This window comes from Vibrio sp. OY15, assembly GCF_000742455.1.
Taxonomy (GTDB): domain Bacteria; phylum Pseudomonadota; class Gammaproteobacteria; order Enterobacterales; family Vibrionaceae; genus Vibrio; species Vibrio alginolyticus.
The window spans coordinates 160,686-178,217 of record NZ_JPIL01000014.1 but is presented as its reverse complement, the minus strand read 5'-3'; the positions used below and the strand labels follow the sequence as shown (position 1 = coordinate 178,217).

Below are 17,532 nucleotides of genomic sequence, written 5' to 3'. Positions count from 1 at the left end.
ATCGAATGTGGTCGTACCTTTATAAAATCATTGACTTTTTTTATTTTCAAACAAAGCTCAATTCATTATCGAAAATATCAATAAATAATGGTACGTTACACGAGTTGCAGTAATTTAATGGACATATATCACATATAAGGATGTGGTTTACTTTGGCGACACAACATAAGAAAAACAAGGTATATCACTAATGTCTATCAAGAATCTTTCTATAGCGAAAAAGATATCGCTATCGTTTTTACTCATTGCCATCGTCAACATTGCATTTGGCGTATTTTTATCTACAGAGCTCAAAAGCATCAAATCTGAGCTTTTAAACTATACCGACGATACGCTTCCTGCAATGGAAAGGGTCGATTCGATTCGAGATCACTTGTCTCGCTGGCGCCGAGCTCAATTTGCTGCGTACACTTATGAAGACGCAGACCAAGTCAAAACTAAAATTTCTAACAATATTAGAGAACGCGAAAAGATCACTAGAGAGCTCAACGCTTACGGTGAAACTATCTGGCCTGGCGAAGAGCAGCAAACTTACCAGCGTCTTATGCGTCAGTGGAAAAAGTACTTGGTTACTATGGACCAGTACAATGAAGCGATGCTAGCTAACGACAAAAGCAAGGCCCACCCTATTTTGGCGAACTCTTTGTCTGCTTTCGAAGCGGTTGACTCAGAGTTAGGCGAACTAATCCGTCTCCTTAAAGAAGCTATGGACAGCAACAAAACTCATATCCTGTCCTCTGTAAATGGATTGAGTAATTCTTCAATTGCAAGTAACGTGATTATTCTACTGATCATGGTAGGCATGACATACGTGCTGACTCGCCTAATTTGTGGCCCACTTAAACTTGTTGTTGAGCAAGCAAATGCCATCGCGACAGGTGATCTATCAAGTGACATTGACCGTAAAGCAATCGGCAATGACGAGCTTGGTGAACTGGCAGACGCGACCACTAAGATGCAAGATGACTTACGCCAAGTTATCGATAACGTGATTGCTGCAGTTACTCAGTTAAGCAGCGCTGTCGAAGAGATGAACCAAATCTCCGATATTTCTGCGTCTGGTATGAAAGATCAACAGCTGCAAATTACGCACATCGCAACAGCAATGACAGAAATGAAAGCGGCCGTAGCCGATGTTGCTCGTAACACTGAAGACTCAGCGAACCAAGCTAACGAAGCAAACCGCCGCACACAACACGGTGTTCGTGAAACCCAAGGTATGGTTGACGCGATTCAAGAAGTTTCAAACGTAATTGGCGCTGCAGGCGATACCGTAGCAGAGCTTGAACAGCAATCGAATAAAATTAACGTTATAGTGGATGTTATCCGCGACATTGCCGATCAAACCAACCTACTTGCACTTAATGCAGCCATTGAAGCGGCGCGTGCTGGTGAGTCTGGTCGTGGCTTTGCCGTCGTTGCAGACGAAGTTCGAACTCTTGCCGGCCGTACGCAAGATTCAACGAGTGAAATCACTTCGATCATTGAGCAGCTACAATCACTTGCAAAAGACGCAAAATCAGCCACTGAACTTTCTAGAACCAGCATCTCAGAATGTGCAGAACAAGGCATTCAATCAAAACAGCTGATGAGCGACATTGAGCATTCGATTTCGGACATCTCAGACATGGGTACCCAAATCGCCACGGCTTGTAACCAGCAAGACTCTGTTGCGGAAGAGCTTAACCGCAGCATTGAAAACATACATTTGGCATCTCAAGAGGTCTCTCAAGGTTCGGAGCAAACCGCACAGGCGTGCCGCGAACTAAGCCAGCTATCCATTTCTCTTAAAGATGTAATGAGCCGCTTTAAACTGAGTTAAACTCAGTGGATACCTTAGTAGATACCAAATCAATCCCGATTTGCTTAAATAGAATGTCATCACTGAGGTATATTTAGGTATATATTAAATCATTATCTTAACAAACGCTCCAAAGCACCACTTGGAGCGTTTTACTTCGTCAGGTACTTTCCCCAAGTACTCAATAACATAACCAATACAAAAAACGCATACGGAGACTTTATGCGCTTAAATAAAACCTTACTATCACTGACTATCGCTGCTGCAATCGCGGTTCCTGTAATGCAAGCTACTGCTGCTCCTCTTCAAATTAGCAATACAGCAGCAAAAGCAGAGCAAGTTCAAGGTGCTAACGCTTGGCTAGAAATAAACTTAGGTCAGTTCCGCGATAATATTGAGCAGTTTAAATCGCACATGGATGGCAAAACGAAAATCTGCGCCGTGATGAAAGCCGACGCATACGGCAATGGTATCGCAGGCCTGATGCCGACTATTATCGAGCAACAAATTCCTTGCGTTGCCGTTGCAAGTAACGCCGAAGCACAAACTGTTCGCGACAGTGGCTTTAAAGGCCAACTTATGCGTGTACGCTCAGCGGATATTGGCGAGATTGAAGCCGCAATCGACCTAAATGTCGAAGAGTTGATAGGCACAGCAGAGCAAGCTAAAGCACTGTCTAAACTAGCCGAGAAAGCTGGTAAAGAAATCAAAGTTCACCTTGCTCTGAACGACGGTGGTATGGGACGTAATGGTGTTGATATGACGACAGAAGCGGGCAAGAAAGAAGCGCTAGAAATCGCTCAACAAGCTGGCGTTAATATTGTTGGTATCATGACTCATTTCCCTAACTACAATGCAGACGACGTGCGCCAAAAGTTAGCTTCATTCAAAGACAGTTCTGCATGGCTGATTAAAGAAGCGAATCTAAAACGCGACAACATTTTACTGCACGTAGCAAACTCTTACACCGCGCTTAATGTTCCTGAGGCGCAGCTTGATATGGTTCGTCCTGGTGGCGTTTTATACGGAGACTTACCAACTAACCCTGAGTACCCTTCTATCGTGTCTTTCAAAACACGCGTGGCATCCGTTCACCACCTGCCAAAAAATAGCACAGTCGGTTACGACAGCAGCTACACAACAAGCAAAGAAAGCTTAATGGCGAACATTCCTGTTGGTTACTCTGATGGTTATCCACGAAAAATGGGGAATACGGCAGAAGTTCTGATCAATGGCCAACGTGCAAAAGTTGCGGGCGTTGCTTCAATGAACACCACAATGGTAGATGTTACAGGTATCAAAGATGTTGAGCCTGGTTCTGAAGTTGTTTTGTTTGGCTCCCAACAAGGCAAAACGATTTCAGCTGCTGAGATGGAAAAACACGCAGAAGTCATCTTCCCTGAACTATACACGGTTTGGGGAAGCGCGAACCCTCGTGTCTACGTAAAATAAACCTATTCAGTTATTCGTAACAGAGCGAAAAAGCGAGCCTCTTGCTCGCTTTCTTTCTTATTTACTAATCTGTACTAGCTCGTGATGTTATCAATTAAACAGAGCTTACTATTTCTGTTGTTTTATTCTCCTTTAGCACTACCAAGCGCGACTCTCTACACTCTGTTTCTTAAAGCCGCTTGGATGGCTCAATTTTATATAGCACTTAGTGTTTGAAAGCCCCTCTAATTGATGTTAAACATGAAGTTTACAAAAGAATAACAAACACACTCGTATGGCACTGCCCCTTTGCCTGCTAGCTAGGTATCTCTATGACAGAAAATACTCAACATCTTCAACGCTCCTCCACTGAGTTGCACGAATTTAATCGGCTTGACGTCTGGAACGGCTTCACCCAACTTTTACCCCTCTCTATGTTCGTGGTCATATTTGGCCTCGCTTTCGGTGTTGCTGCGGTACAGACTGGACTAGATGTATTTCCCACTATGTTGATGAGCACACTGGTCTTCGCCGGTGCTTCACAATTTGCCACGTTAGAAATGTGGGGAACAGAAGTCCCTCTCATTCCAGTTCTTATTACTGTATTTGCTATTAATGCTCGTCACCTCTTGATGGGAGCCACACTTTATCCATGGTTACGACAACTCCCACCAACAAAACGTTACGGTGTAATGCTGGTAGCATCAGACGCTAACTGGGCAATGGCACTCAATGCATTTGGTAGAAAAGAACCAGGCTTTGGCTTGCTTGTTGGTGGCGGCTTAGCGATGTGGTCTTTTTGGATTGTGGGCACCTGGATCGGCATTTATTTTGGTAGCGCAATCAAAGATCCGGTGGGCCTAGGGCTCGATATGGTTATGGGGTGCTTCCTGCTGTCTATGGTGGTAGCCGGGCCGAAAGACTTAAGAATCTTTGCGATTTGGGCCATAGCAGCGGCATCTTCTATGTTGGCGTATTGGTATTTGCCAGAGAATAGCCACGTAGTGGTTGGCGCCATTACTGGCGGAGTATTGGGTGCTTGTTGGAAGGAGAAGAAAGCATGAACATCGAAACAACCATAGGTGGCACACTGCTTATCATCATCGCTATGGCGCTAGTCACGCTCATAACCCGCTGGGGCGGAGTGTATGTTATGTCATTCATTCCAATTAGCGAACGGGTTCAACGTTTCATTACTGCGATGTCAGGCTCCGTACTGGTTGCCCTTTTAGCTCCGCTAGCAGTAGAGGGTGATAATGGTGCTAGAGCAGCACTGTTTTCTACTGCCGTTGTCATGTTCATCGCGAAAAAGCCTCTACCCGCAATCGCAGCAGGCATCATCGCCGCCGCTGCAGTACGTGCTCTTTAGTCGTTGTTTCAAAGCCGATACCAGTCATCAATAAAAGACCCAAAACACAAAGCCCTGATGTCACAAGTATTATCAGGGCTTATCTTATGCTCATCATTTTAACGATGAACAACGATTATTAATCATGGTGAGACAGCACATCACGCACAGCAGTTACAATTGCGCTTATATTTGTCCATTTTACCAATACCAGGGTTAAAGGTATTGGTTGGGTCTAATTCGTGGTAAAACTTCTGCAACGAGTTTTCGGCTTCATACAAGTGACCCACGTTATGTTCTGCTGGGTATTTGGCACCACGGCTATTGAGGTGCTCTAGCATCAGCTTTTTCATCAACTTCGTGTCAGTCCCTTTTTTGAAAATGTAATCTTGATGGAAGACGTAACACATAAAGTGACCATAATAGAGCGCTTGAACAAGGTTCTTACTCACCTCTTCAGGCAAAGTTTCTAGCCACTCTTCATCATTGCGTCGCAATGCAATATCAAGTGCAACGATGTCTTCTACGTCTTTTCGGTGAATCGTCTCGTAACGAATTGCTGCACCTGCTGCTGCAAAGCGATGTAAATAAGCTTTTTTACCCTCTTCCGGCGTACACTCGAAGAAATCACAGTCGTCTTCAACAGCCCAAACTTCTTTGAGGTATTTTTGTGCTTCAGCAATACCACCATCACTCATTTTCAATACCAGGTGATGCTCATACTTGTCACGGAAATCCAGCATTCGCTCTGGTAAGTGTTGTGGGAACAACTTGCTCGCGTAGTACAAAATGGTGTCTGGCAGATATTTACTGACAAACGGGATGCGCTCTAAGAAGTTTTCTACCTTAGCTTTGAGTGCGAACATTTTTGGCAGCTTATCTGTGCCTAACAAGTCGATTGATAAGAACACATCCTTGCCGTACTTCTCTGCCATGTTGAAGATATCTCGATGCAAGTATTCTCCCATCTCAGGCAAGTTATCAAACGTAGATAAGAAGTCTTTTCGCAACTTCGTTAGTTTCGCAGGGTCATTGGTGCCAAGGTAAAAAACCTGCTCTTTTTCGGGTACTGGGTAGCTGTCAACCCGAACGGCAAAAACACCCAACTTGCCAGCGCAGCCACTGGCTTCAAATAATCGGCGTTCATCGGCATTAAAGCGAGAAGGAATGTCAGAAGTCACGTCTCGAACACGTTCATCGTATTCCTTGTCTGATGCCATTCGCTCATCATGAATTATCTTCGCTGGGTCAAAGTTCCCTTCTTGCAGATTTGTTAGAATTTCTTCTGGCGTTTCACCTAATCCTTCAATACCAAGGTGGTTCACCAAATGTAACTGGCCTTGCTTATCGACCTGCGCATAGATCGCCAGTTCCGTATAAGCAGGACCACGCTTAACTAGCGCACCGCCTGAGTTATTGGCGATACCACCGACCACAGTGGCACCTAGCGATGAAGAGCCGATGATAGAATGCGGTGCTCGGTTCACTGCCTTCAACTCTTTCTCCAAAGAGTGTAAGCTCGCACCAGGCAAGCAAACCGCCTGCTTACCGCCATCTAATAAGTGAATCTTCTTGATTTTGGTAATATTGATCACAACCACATCGCGATCATAATCATTACCACTCGGAGCCGAGCCCTCTGTTAAACCTGTTTTAGCCGCCTGCATGATAATGATGCAGTTTGCTTCAACACACTGTTTAATAATCTTCCATTGTTCTAGAAGAGTGTTAGGAAACACGATAGCAAGCGCATTACCACTACCCGAACGAAACCCCGAGCGGTAATATTTCGTTTTAACCTCGTCGGTTAGAACATTTTCTTCCCCAACGATGGCTTTAAATTCTTCAATCAGCTGCTTTTGTTTCATATCCGTATCTCTAGTTATTGTACTTCGCTCACAACACCGCTTAGCGGCAGGCATGGCGTTTGAGCCACTATAAGCAGTCCATTTCTCTGCGTCTATGTCAGGCGGACGAACAATACGTAATCAATAAACAACAAACAAAATAATTCTTTATTTTTCTGTTACTTATCTTTCACATTTGAGAAATTTAACGTAAGAAACAGACCGTTTCTTAAAAGAAACAATAGCAAAACCATTTGTTAACAGTTGTGCGGGGTATCTTGTTATCAATATTAGTGAAGAAAACGAGGAGAAGCGTAAGCTCCTAAATTTAAGAGGACTCTTAGAAATGAAGATGGAAACATAAGCTCAACACCAACATAACGATCGGTGTTGAGTTATTGGCTTAAAATCGATGGTTTTGACTTTGAAAGCTTGTGTATAGATGATCGATAAAGATCTTAATTTTTTCTGGTTGCTGACGAGTGTACGGGTACACCGCATAAATACCCAAACATTTGGCTGTTTCGTCTTTAAATAACTGAATCAGACTGCCTTGTTTTAAGTCTTCATAAACCAATACACGCGGCACATAGATGATTCCCTGCCCTAACAGCGCCACATTTCTCAATACAGAAGAATTGTTAGTACAGAGGTTACCGTCGACGGTGATTTGATATACCTCGTCTCCATCTTTAAACGCCCACTCATGCGCTCCGGTTTCTTGGTAGGAATAGACTAAACAATTGTGTTTAGCCAAGGCTTGAGGTTGTTTAGGTATGCCATGTTTAGCTAGGTATTGGGGTGACGCGCAAATGATCCAATTTGCATCCACCAGCTTTCTTGCAATCAGACTAGAATCTGGCAACACACCCGTTCTAATTGCCAAATCAAAACGTTCATTCACGATATCGACGAAACGATTATCTAGATCCATATCGATATTGATGTCTGGGTATTTCTGATTAAATTCATTAATCACTTGAGGAAGAATTAATTCACCAGAGATAGTAGGCACCGAAATTTTAATGTTTCCAGATAAGTTTTTACCTAAACCCACAATGGATTCTTCCGCCGTTGCCACCGCTTGATAAACCGCTTTTGCATGAGTAAAAAACGCTCGTCCTGCTTCAGTCAACGTTAGCGTTCGCGTTGTTCGGTAGAGAAGCTGTACACCAAGCTCTTGTTCAAGCTTGGCAATCCGTTTACTGACGACCGATTTGGTCAGTGACATATGTCTAGCGGCAGCACTGAATGAACCTTGCTCGATCAAGTGATAAAAAATGATGTAATCGTCGGTATTTCTCATGCGTCTTCGTCAAATCCTTTGGAAGCCCGTATTGTAAACTGAAATTGGCTGAGGTGCGAAACATCGGGTCACACTTAATATCAGAAACTCGTGACAGAGATGGGGTTGCTAAGCTCACAGGTAATGAAAAAGAGATGGTGTGAATTTATCAGTCTTCAGATACAAAAAAACCAGCTTTCGCTGGTTTTAAGTTGATGCACTTGGCATCGAGATACCGCCATGGCCATATCTGAATAATTTGGAGCGACACACGAGGTTCGAACTCGTGACCTCAACCTTGGCAAGGTTGCGCTCTACCAACTGAGCTAGTGTCGCATTTATTCTTGAAAGCCATTCGCTCTCAAAAGAATAATGGAGGCGCCTCCCGGAGTCGAACCGAGGTCCACGGATTTGCAATCCGCTGCATAGCCACTCTGCCAAGGCGCCTTTTTATTACGCTTCAGGGCTCTACCCCGTTGCGTTGGTGGCTACTTTACGGATTGAGAGAAGATAGTCAAACAAAAACATTTCATTTTCTGTTCGTTTGATTTCTTTTAAGTCAATTCGACCAAAGTTCGATCTTATTGGCTTAAAACGAAGCAATATAAATCTCGCTTTCAGTTCGTTTTGTCCCATGAAACATTAAGGCGTTTAATAGTTGCTGACCCTTTTTAGCAATCTTCCCACAACATTAGGGTGATAAGACCAAGTGTGATCAAACATCGACATTAATGCAGGATTTCCGTATTTCGATAAGCTAATCGCGTGAAAACGGTTTTTCTTCGCTTTGAGCGCATCCACTTTGGCCAGTAACTCGTCTTGTTGTTTTGGCGCGATAAAGTCGGAAATGACTACCATGTCTGCGTTTTTATATTTATCACCGCTCATCAAGTCGATAGATTTAATCAAAGTTGGCTCTAAGTCTGTACCACCATGGAAGCTATAAGTTAGAAAGTCCGCCGCCTCGCGCAGACCATCTTGTTTGGTTAGTTCGTAGGTAATGTGTTCCGTAGAAAAAATAATGACATAGCAATCACGTTGCTCCGCTAGTGCGATTTGCATCAGAGCATAAGCCATGGCTTTGGCGCATTGCTCAGGAAAGCCACTCATGGAACCGGACGCGTCCACACAAACAATGAAGGGGCCTTTTTCGATATCTACCGCTTTATGGTCAGGTCGGTGAGCTTTAACTTTACGTAACGTGCGCGATTTGCCTTGTGTACGATAGTTCATGAGCCGTTTATCAACTAAGTGTTTATAGAACACAACTTCAAGTTCAGGATACGCCAAAAACATCGTTTCGTTGGGAAGTAGCTTATTTAGATCATCGCTTTCGTGAATACCGACAATATCATCCGTCGCCTCATCACTTTTCTCTTCGACCAATTGAAGTTCTTCAGTGGGCGCACGATTTAGTTCAGGATCATTTACTTGCCCCGCCATACGACCGAGTTGCTCCGCAATTTCTTGCAAGCCTTGGTGCTTCTTCAGAAACTCAGCATGGCGCTTCATCACCGTTAAGTCTGTTTTACTCAACTTGGCAGATGCCATATCCCACAGGCGCCCTACACTTTCAGCATCACCCGACTCCGTGACTTTATCCATATTACGCATGGTTTCCATACGTTGATACAGGTCATTCAGCACCTTTTCTTTATTGGCTTCAAGCTCGCTTACTTGCGCTTGTTTTATTGCATCGGTGAGGCTTTGGTACCATTGGTCACAAAAGTAATGTGGGAACATAGGGTTATTCATCCCTTTGTTCTTTTCCATCATTCGGCGAGCTTGCATGTAAAACGCAGAGTGCCATTCCAGCTTTTTAATCACATCTTCGATGTTTTCAAAAAACGCCTCTTCATCCCAATGAATAACCTCTTGATATAAAGACAGCTCTTGTTGGAAACGCTCTGTCTCACATACCTTGGTGATCCGTTTTTTGACGCTGCCTCGCCACTTTAACAAGTGACCTTTGACCGAAGATTTAACACCTCGGTTTTCTGCCATCATCATGACTTGTGAACGAGCCATCAAATCATTAACTGCGCTATCGATGATGCCGGAGTCGGCCACCATCAGCGCGAGGTTAAGTCCGTCTGCACCTAGCATGTCGTCTCCTTATGAGAAAAACTGATTTAAGTTTTTAAAGCGTTGGATAACTTTTTCACTTTCTGCTTGGATTGATTCAAGTCTCTGACTGACCTGTTGCAGACTCGACTCCATTAGGCGGGGTAATTCAGGATCAACAAAGCTATGCGGAAGCGCATCATGAAAGTTCGCTTTCACCTTACGCATATGGTGTTCTGCCTCACTAAGCTGATTTACGGCTTTTTCGCTCTGCGTTAACCACTTTTGGTAAAGCTCTACATCCAAGCCCTCTTGAGTCACTAGGCTAACCAGAATGCCTCGGTTCGCGATATCACGGATAACTAGGTTATTCGCCGCGTCAACGTCAAATCGTAAACGGCACATGTTGGTGTTTTGATTGACGTAACCATACACATCACCGCTTCCCTCTTTAATGACTCGATCTAACTCATCTTTGGGTACATAAACCCAGCGGCTATCACCTTTTTCTGATTCTGAAACCGACATGTTGCTTTGCAAGACCACCAATTTAACTAAGTTAACGGCTGCGCCAACTTTGTACATCTTGGCTTTAGAGGTATCAAAGCGCATGGTTTCTTTGCGCAAAATACCCGTTGCCGCTTCAGACGTTAACGTCATGCGGTAGGCATCTTCAAGTTCATGTTGAACATCAACCAAAGACTCACGGCAGTACTCGATTTCCTGCTCCGCGTCTTGTTGATCAAATGCATGTTTTAAGGCGAACTCTTGAACCACTTCACGTACCACATCTCGCGATTCAGGACTGTTCCATAAACAATCTTGCAGCAGTAGAAGGTCAAGCGGATTGATTTCATCGCGACCATTAAAAAACGCGCTCGCTTTTAACAACTTCACGGCTTTCTTCCAGCGGCGGTCAGAGACATACATGTCGGTATTGGCCACATCACCAAACTGAGCTTCAACTTTGCTTTCTAACATCGTTTTAAGCTGGAAAAGCTTTTCGAATGCATTATCGGTTAGCGTCAATTTGTCGAGCTGTTGTTGCCATTGATGATATTCTTCATCAGTTATCGCTAGGCCTTCTGGTACTTGTGCCTCTTGCGATGTGCCCACAGTCAACATCGACTTAAAGTTTTGTTTATTCTGAATTCGATTCACAAACACACGCACCAACATGCGGTCGTAGAGGGCATCCAATCCACTATCTTCATCGGGTAATTCATTGGAAGCCGATACCAACAGGCGCATTGGCACACGCTCGATATCGCTGCCATTTTTGAATGTTTTCTCATTAACCACTGTCAGCAATGTGTTAAGAATTGCAGGCCCCGCCTTCCAGATTTCATCCAAAAATACGACTTGTGCAGTTGGCATATACCCTTTAGTTAAGCGAACATAACGGCCGTTGTCTTTTAGCTCTTGGATACTCAGTGGCCCAAACACCTCTTCAGGGGTTGAGAAGCGCGTCATCAGGTATTCGAAGTAACTGCTGTTATCGAACGCTTGGATGAGTCGTTTGGCAATTAAGCTTTTTGCAATACCAGGGGGGCCTAAAAGAAAAACACTTTCACCAGCAAGTGCAGCAAGAAGGCAGAGCTTGATCGTATGTTCACGCTCATAAACGCCATCCGTTAACGCTTTCGCCAATTTATTGATGCGTTCTGAGAGAAGCGCTTTTTCGGCATTTGAGGCAAATAAGGTTTGTGTCATACGTTCTCCGGCTACTGAAGTGGTATTGCGTTAACATTTTTATACACTTGTTATAACTTTGTTACAAATGTATTTTGTCGAATTCCCCTTATAGCAGATGCTTTTCCCCTTCTTGACGAAGCAATCAAAGTTTCCATTTATGAGACATTGCTCACTTAAAGTGCAAACGCTTTCGTCGTGTTGCAGTATTTTTTGCTTTTGTTTCCCACCATTTGTGGTTAATGTCGAAAAACGTCAAAAATGCGGTAACAGCTAGGGTTCATAACTGCATGAGCAAGATAATTCATAAATGGAAGCAAATTTCTCTGATTGAAGAAGACGTTGTGCTTCCTACAGGACAGGCAATTACGCACACCACAATCCATCATCCGGGTGCTGCGGTGATTCTCCCTATTACAGCGGAGGGTCACATTGTCCTTGTCCACCAATTTCGGCCTTCACTTAATAAATGGCTATTGGAACTTCCTGCTGGTACCAGAGAAGGCAACGAAGAGCCACTCTGCTGCGCCAAAAGAGAGCTAGAGGAAGAAACGGGGTTTAGTGCAGAGAAATTCACGTCTCTCGGCCAAGTCACCCCTCTTGCCGGATTTTGTGATGAGATACAGTATCTATTTGTTGCCGAAAAGCTTAACAAAACGAACCGTTACGAGTGCGATGAAGACGAAGTGATTGAGGTCGTCACCTTGTCAATCAAGCAACTCGAAGAAAAGATTGTCGATGGCACGATCACCGATGCCAAAACGATCGCTTGCTTAAGCAAAGCGCGCCTTTGCGGATATATTTAGGACTTTGACCAAGGAGACATTCATGGATTTTCGATCAGATACCGTTACACAGCCCACCCAAGCCATGCGAGAAGCCATGTTTAAGGCCCCCGTTGGGGATGATGTTTATGGTGATGACCCTACGGTCAATGAGCTTGAAAAATTTGCTGCGCAGCTTGCTGGTTTCGAAGCAGCTTTGTTTACCACTTCAGGCACTCAAGCCAATCTGCTCGGTTTAATGGCGCATTGCGAGCGGGGAGATGAATATCTATGTGGGCAACAAGCACATAACTACAAATACGAAGCTGGTGGCGCGGCGGTTTTGGGATCAATTCAACCTCAACCAGTCGAAAATAACCCAGATGGCACGCTACCATTTGATAAACTGGCTGCTGCGATTAAACCAGATGATTGTCACTTTGCTCGCACTAAGCTTCTCAGCTTAGAAAACACAATTAATGGTAAAGTACTACCTCTGTCTTACTTAGCAGAAGCACGTGACTTCGTGAATAAACATAACTTGCAGATGCATCTAGATGGCGCTCGCGTTTTTAATGCAGCCGTTGCACTTGATGTTCCGGTAAAAGAGATCGGTCAGTACTTTGATTCAATGACGATCTGTCTGTCGAAAGGTCTGGCTGCCCCTGTTGGCTCGCTACTGCTTGGTAGCAAAGACTACATCGCAAAAGCACGTCGCTTAAGAAAGATGGTCGGCGGTGGTATGCGTCAAGCGGGTATTCTTGCCGCAGCAGGCAAACTTGCCCTTACCGAACAAGTGGAACAGCTAAAACAAGATCACATCAACGCAAAAACCTTAGCGGAAGGCTTAGCAGAACTGCCTGGTTTTTCAGTCAACCCTGAATTTGTTCAAACGAACATCGTGTTCGCGAAGCTTGATCCTCAAGTGGACATAGTAAGTATCGCAGCGAAACTAAAGGAACAAAACATCACGATAACCCCTGGAAATCCAATTCGTTTTGTAACTCATAAAGATATTTCAGCGAAAGACATCGACACTTTCTTATCAAGTATAAAATCTCTACTTTAATTTGATTTTGATCATTGAGCTTCCCCTAAGGGGAAGCTTTATTGTATCGGCATGATTTTTAGCGAATAGATAACCTCCATGCTCAGATTTGTACTTCTAATCTCTTTTATTTTCTCTTCCGCTATCCATGCCGAGCCGTTTGGTGATGCTGATAAAGGTAAAATCAAATCACCTAGCTGTGTCTATTGTCACGGTGTTACAGGCATCGCAACGAACAACACCTATCCAAGCCTTGCTGGTCAAAATACTCAGTACCTTTACAATGCCATGAAATCTTACCAAGCCGGTGAGCGTAAAGGGCCACTTGCAGAAATGATGGCAGCACAGTTAAAAATGTTAAATGATGAAGACCTTCGTGATGTCGCTGCTTTTTATGCAGAACAGAAGGAAATCAAGTGATTAGATCACTTGTAGATGCACTATGAAAGCTCGTGAATCATCCAAACTCAACGCATATTGAAATATTAACCCAACATTTGGCCACAAAACAATCAAATTAACTTCACTTCAAATATTTGATGAATTTATAGTTCAACATAAGCATTAATATTGACTTTTTATTCTATTTTATCGATATTTCATGCTTTATTGAATTTGACGTGAAGTAAGTTATGTCTCACACACATGCGCAACCAGCAGACTCGGTTGCTACCCCTAAGTCGTGGCAGATGCCAGATACCCTCATTTTGATCTTCATTGTTGGTATTCTTGCTGCGATTCTTACCTACTTAATTCCTGCTGGTCATTTTGATAGCCAACAGGTGACCTACATGGTCGACGGTGCAGAAAAAACTCGCACAGTTATCGATCCTTCTTCTTTCTCTTATGCAACCGACGAAAACGGTGAATTGGTTTACAACAAGGTTGGCCTGTTTGCTTCTGGTGGTGGCATTGGTTTGATGAACTTCCCTTTCGAAGGGCTAGTTTCTGGCTCTAAATGGGGCAGCGCAATCGGCGTGATTATGTTCATGTTGGTTATAGGCGGTGCTTTCGGCGTTGTAATGCGCACAGGCACAATCGATAACGGTATCCTGCGCCTTATCGATAAGACCAAAGGTAACGAAGCACTATTCATTCCAGTGCTATTTTTGCTGTTCTCGCTAGGCGGTGCGGTATTTGGTATGGGTGAAGAAGCCGTAGCATTTGCGATTATTATCGCGCCGCTTATGGTTCGCCTTGGTTATGATGGTATCACTACGGTGATGGTTACCTATGTTGCGACTCAAATTGGCTTCGCTACTTCTTGGATGAACCCTTTTTCCGTCGCTATTGCGCAAGGCATTGCGGGTGTACCTGTTTTATCCGGCATGACAGCGCGCATGGGGTTATGGGCTGGCTTTACGTTAATCGGTATCGCTTTCACAATGATCTACGCCGCTCGTGTGAAGTCAAATCCTACACTTTCTTACAGCCATCGCACAGACCAGTATTTCCGTCAGCAAGAGCTTGGCAATCAAGATTCTCGTTGGAACCTAGGTGACACACTCGTTATCCTTACGGTTATTGCGACCACGGTGTGGGTCGTTTGGGGCGTGGTCGCTAACGCATGGTACATCCCAGAAATCGCTTCTCAATTTTTCACTATGGGCTTTGTTGTCGCGATCATCGGTACGATTTTCCGCCTGAACGGTATGACGCTGAACTGCGCAGCTGATGCATTTAAAGAAGGTGCAGCTATTATGCTTGCACCTGCCCTATTAGTGGGTTGTGCAAAAGGTGTATTGTTGATCCTTGGTGGTGGTACAACTGATGAAGCGAGTGTACTGAACTCAATTCTAAACAGTGCTGGCGGCGTGATTAGCGGGCTTCCTGACGTGGCTGCGGCATGGTTAATGTATGTATTCCAATCTATCTTCAACTTCTTCGTCACTTCGGGCTCTGGACAAGCGGCACTAACGATGCCTCTACTGGCCCCTCTGGCAGACATTGCAGGCGTTACACGCCAAGTGGCAGTTTTATCATTCCAACTTGGCGATGGCTTTACTAACGTTATCGTCCCTACTTCGGCATCTCTCATGGCAACGCTTGGTGTCTGCCGTATCGACTGGGGTGACTGGGCAAAATTCTGCTGGCGATTTATTCTATTACTCTTTACCCTATCAAGTATCGTCGTTATCGCAGCTCATATTATGGGTTTTGCGTAAAACGAAACCAATTGGTAATTAAGGCGAGACATGTTCTCGCCTTATTAACATTCATGGTATGACGACGCTAAGGTTTTAGATTAGCTTATGGTTTTGGAGTGGTAACTTTAATGGCAACACAATTTCTCGATGACGTGATTCAGGGTCATCAAGTGATTCAATCTCTCAATGTAGCAGACCTAAATTCGGGCGAGCATAAGTTTTGGTTTCGCATCGCAACGAATGCTCTCTCTCAGTGGCAACACCTACCTGTGCTAGTGTTCAAAGGTGAAAAACCTGGCAAGAAGATCATGATTACCGCAGGGGTTCATGGTGATGAGTACAATGGTGTGTTAGCAGCGCAGAAAACTGCTCGAGAGCTCATCGGCACTGAAGTCGCTGGTACTGTCACTATTGTTCCAACCATTAACATGCCAGGTATGCTAAACCACAGCCGCGATTTCTATTCCGCAGACCCTGATGCGTCTCCTGCAAACTTAAACCGCTTTTTTCCTGGTGACCAAAACGGCAATGAGGCCCAACGTTACTTATATGCATTGTGGAATGATTTGCTCAAGCCAAATGCTGATTTAGCCATTGACCTTCACACTCAAACCAGTGGTGCGGCCTATCCACTTTACGTGTTTGCAGATTTCCGAATCGAGCAATCATTAGAAATGGCTCGCCTCATTAATCCTGATGCGATTTTAAATGATCCTGGAGATGCTGGCGTCCTTGAAACGGTCTGGAATAACCATGGTGTCCCAAGTATTACTGTTGAAGTAGGTATGGGGCGATATACCGAGCAAGAACTTATCAGTCGAACTGTAACAGGCATTTTTAATGTGCTGAAAGAGCATAACATTGTTGAAGGTGATGTGGACACTATTACGTCATGCTTGGAAGGAAACGAAATCATCAGTGTGAAAGCGACACACGGCGGCTTTGTACTGCCTCATGTTAGTTTGATGGATTTTGTCGAGCAAGGTCAACTTCTTGCGATTCAATACGACAGCTTTGGCGCTGAGATTAAACGCTACACCGCCCCAACAAGCGGCACAGTACTTAGCCACAATGTTGAATCTATTCGAGCACCAGGCTCCCTGATCGTTCGTTTGATTAAATAAACCATAACCGTTTGTTGATAGATCAACCTTTCGACGCTCACTCAAATTTATATAAACCCCATCACGAGTAATCACAAATGATGGGGCTATATCCATTTTGACCACATTAAGTTACGCGGTAACAAATTACTGTTAAGCGAAATGACAAACTGAGCTCTTAATTAGGAAGCTTCCCCTCTGTCCGCTTTTTCAGCCACGCTGATGAACTTAAAGCTGCCGTTGTTTCTCTTGTTCAACAAAAATGAGCTCGTCGATAGCGAAACCTTTCTCTGTAGCTACGTACTTAAAGCGCTCCACTACTTTCTCATCAACATTAGGCGTTCTAGACAATAGCCACAAGTAGTCGTGGTTGTAACCGGAGACAAACGCATAGTCATAGTTTTCACCTAGCTCAAACACAATGTAAGAAGAGTATATTGGCCCAAAAAAGGAAACCTTTAAGTGTCCAACCGTTTTATCTTCAACAAAATAAGCTTTGCCTTTAGCTTCTGACCACTGTCGCTCTTCTTCGGAATATCCACGGTTTATCACCTTAACCCCACCATCCTCGCGAACCTGATACTCAGCGGTAACGTTGGATAAGCCTCGCTCAAATGAATGGTCTAGGCGTGCAATCTCATACCACTTACCTAGATATGGCTCTAAATCGAAATTATTGACGGGTTCCACCCCATCCGGCTTCGAGGTACAACCAAATAAAGTTGCAAGTGACAAAAGTAAAAATATTTTTATCGATTTCATACAACACCTAAATTTTAATTAGTGATTGATTTTACTCTAGAAGATAACAAATCGATCACTAAGCCGCACCATCACCTTCATAGGTACACATCACAATTCTTCATCAATAGCGCACTGAACACCGAAACCTCGTCATCTCAGCAAATCGTTAACAAGATTGCTCTATTTTTGACTTACAAGCTGACCATGCTTGTACATTTTGTCAGCATTTAACCCTATGCATATAGAAACTTTGCACAA

14 protein-coding genes and 2 tRNA genes are annotated in these 17,532 nt (G+C 44.1%); 9 read left to right on the top strand and 7 right to left on the bottom strand.

Annotated elements, in window-relative coordinates; translation table 11 throughout:
* Positions 1-190 precede the first annotated feature (190 nt).
* The 4 genes from IJ23_RS18415 to IJ23_RS18400 all read left to right on the top strand — a co-directional run bounded on the left by IJ23_RS18415 (position 191) and on the right by IJ23_RS18400 (position 4,601).
* Positions 191-1,822 carry a methyl-accepting chemotaxis protein gene (locus IJ23_RS18415; protein WP_005375988.1) on the top strand — a complete coding sequence of 544 codons (1,632 nt, stop codon included), beginning with the start codon at positions 191-193 and terminating at the stop codon, positions 1,820-1,822.
* Between the two features lie 201 nt (positions 1,823-2,023).
* Positions 2,024-3,253 carry an alanine racemase gene (gene alr / locus IJ23_RS18410; protein WP_033907027.1) on the top strand — a complete coding sequence of 410 codons (1,230 nt, stop codon included), beginning with the start codon at positions 2,024-2,026 and terminating at the stop codon, positions 3,251-3,253.
* A 311-nt stretch (positions 3,254-3,564) separates the two neighbouring features.
* Positions 3,565-4,296, top strand: coding sequence for an AzlC family ABC transporter permease (locus tag IJ23_RS18405; RefSeq protein WP_033907026.1), 732 nt, complete (start codon positions 3,565-3,567; stop codon positions 4,294-4,296).
* Positions 4,293-4,601 (top strand): AzlD family protein, encoded by a 309-nt coding sequence (locus IJ23_RS18400; protein ID WP_033907025.1) that lies wholly within the window; start codon positions 4,293-4,295, stop codon positions 4,599-4,601. The genes IJ23_RS18405 and IJ23_RS18400 overlap by 4 nt, the downstream gene beginning before the upstream one ends.
* 140 nt (positions 4,602-4,741) lie before the next feature.
* Here the strand turns inward: IJ23_RS18400 and dld are convergent, their stop codons facing one another.
* From dld to IJ23_RS18370, 6 genes are all read right to left on the bottom strand, one after another.
* On the bottom strand, positions 4,742-6,448 hold the full coding sequence (gene dld, locus IJ23_RS18395; RefSeq protein WP_033907024.1) for a D-lactate dehydrogenase: 1,707 nt from the start codon (positions 6,446-6,448) through the stop codon (positions 4,742-4,744).
* A gap of 382 nt (positions 6,449-6,830) precedes the next feature.
* On the bottom strand, positions 6,831-7,733 hold the full coding sequence (locus IJ23_RS18390) for a LysR family transcriptional regulator (RefSeq protein ID WP_017633645.1): 903 nt from the start codon (positions 7,731-7,733) through the stop codon (positions 6,831-6,833).
* Between the two features lie 239 nt (positions 7,734-7,972).
* A tRNA-Gly gene (locus tag IJ23_RS18385) sits at positions 7,973-8,048 on the bottom strand.
* Between the two features lie 37 nt (positions 8,049-8,085).
* A tRNA-Cys gene (locus tag IJ23_RS18380) sits at positions 8,086-8,159 on the bottom strand.
* A gap of 204 nt (positions 8,160-8,363) precedes the next feature.
* A complete protein-coding gene (gene viaA / locus IJ23_RS18375) occupies positions 8,364-9,818 on the bottom strand; it encodes an ATPase RavA stimulator ViaA (protein ID WP_033907023.1) in 1,455 nt (484 codons plus the stop codon).
* A gap of 9 nt (positions 9,819-9,827) precedes the next feature.
* On the bottom strand, positions 9,828-11,489 hold the full coding sequence (locus IJ23_RS18370; RefSeq protein ID WP_033907022.1) for an ATPase RavA domain-containing protein: 1,662 nt from the start codon (positions 11,487-11,489) through the stop codon (positions 9,828-9,830).
* A gap of 269 nt (positions 11,490-11,758) precedes the next feature.
* On the opposite strand from IJ23_RS18370, the gene IJ23_RS18365 reads away from it, so the two are divergent.
* The 5 genes from IJ23_RS18365 to IJ23_RS18345 all read left to right on the top strand — a co-directional run bounded on the left by IJ23_RS18365 (position 11,759) and on the right by IJ23_RS18345 (position 16,551).
* Positions 11,759-12,274 carry an NUDIX hydrolase gene (locus IJ23_RS18365; protein WP_005375979.1) on the top strand — a complete coding sequence of 172 codons (516 nt, stop codon included), beginning with the start codon at positions 11,759-11,761 and terminating at the stop codon, positions 12,272-12,274.
* A 22-nt stretch (positions 12,275-12,296) separates the two neighbouring features.
* Positions 12,297-13,301, top strand: coding sequence for a low-specificity L-threonine aldolase (gene ltaE / locus IJ23_RS18360; RefSeq protein WP_005375978.1), 1,005 nt, complete (start codon positions 12,297-12,299; stop codon positions 13,299-13,301).
* A gap of 78 nt (positions 13,302-13,379) precedes the next feature.
* Positions 13,380-13,700 (top strand): c-type cytochrome, encoded by a 321-nt coding sequence (locus IJ23_RS18355; protein WP_033907021.1) that lies wholly within the window; start codon positions 13,380-13,382, stop codon positions 13,698-13,700.
* 212 nt (positions 13,701-13,912) lie between these two features.
* Entirely contained in the window at positions 13,913-15,445 is a 1,533-nt protein-coding gene (yfcC, locus tag IJ23_RS18350; RefSeq protein ID WP_081107488.1) for a putative basic amino acid antiporter YfcC, read from the top strand.
* A 110-nt stretch (positions 15,446-15,555) separates the two neighbouring features.
* Positions 15,556-16,551: a succinylglutamate desuccinylase/aspartoacylase family protein gene (locus IJ23_RS18345; protein ID WP_033907020.1), complete on the top strand. Its 996-nt coding sequence runs from the start codon at positions 15,556-15,558 to the stop codon at positions 16,549-16,551.
* A gap of 207 nt (positions 16,552-16,758) precedes the next feature.
* On the opposite strand, the gene IJ23_RS18340 is transcribed toward IJ23_RS18345, so the two are convergent.
* Positions 16,759-17,292 (bottom strand): lipocalin family protein, encoded by a 534-nt coding sequence (locus IJ23_RS18340; protein ID WP_033907019.1) that lies wholly within the window; start codon positions 17,290-17,292, stop codon positions 16,759-16,761.
* Positions 17,293-17,532: the final 240 nt, after the last annotated feature.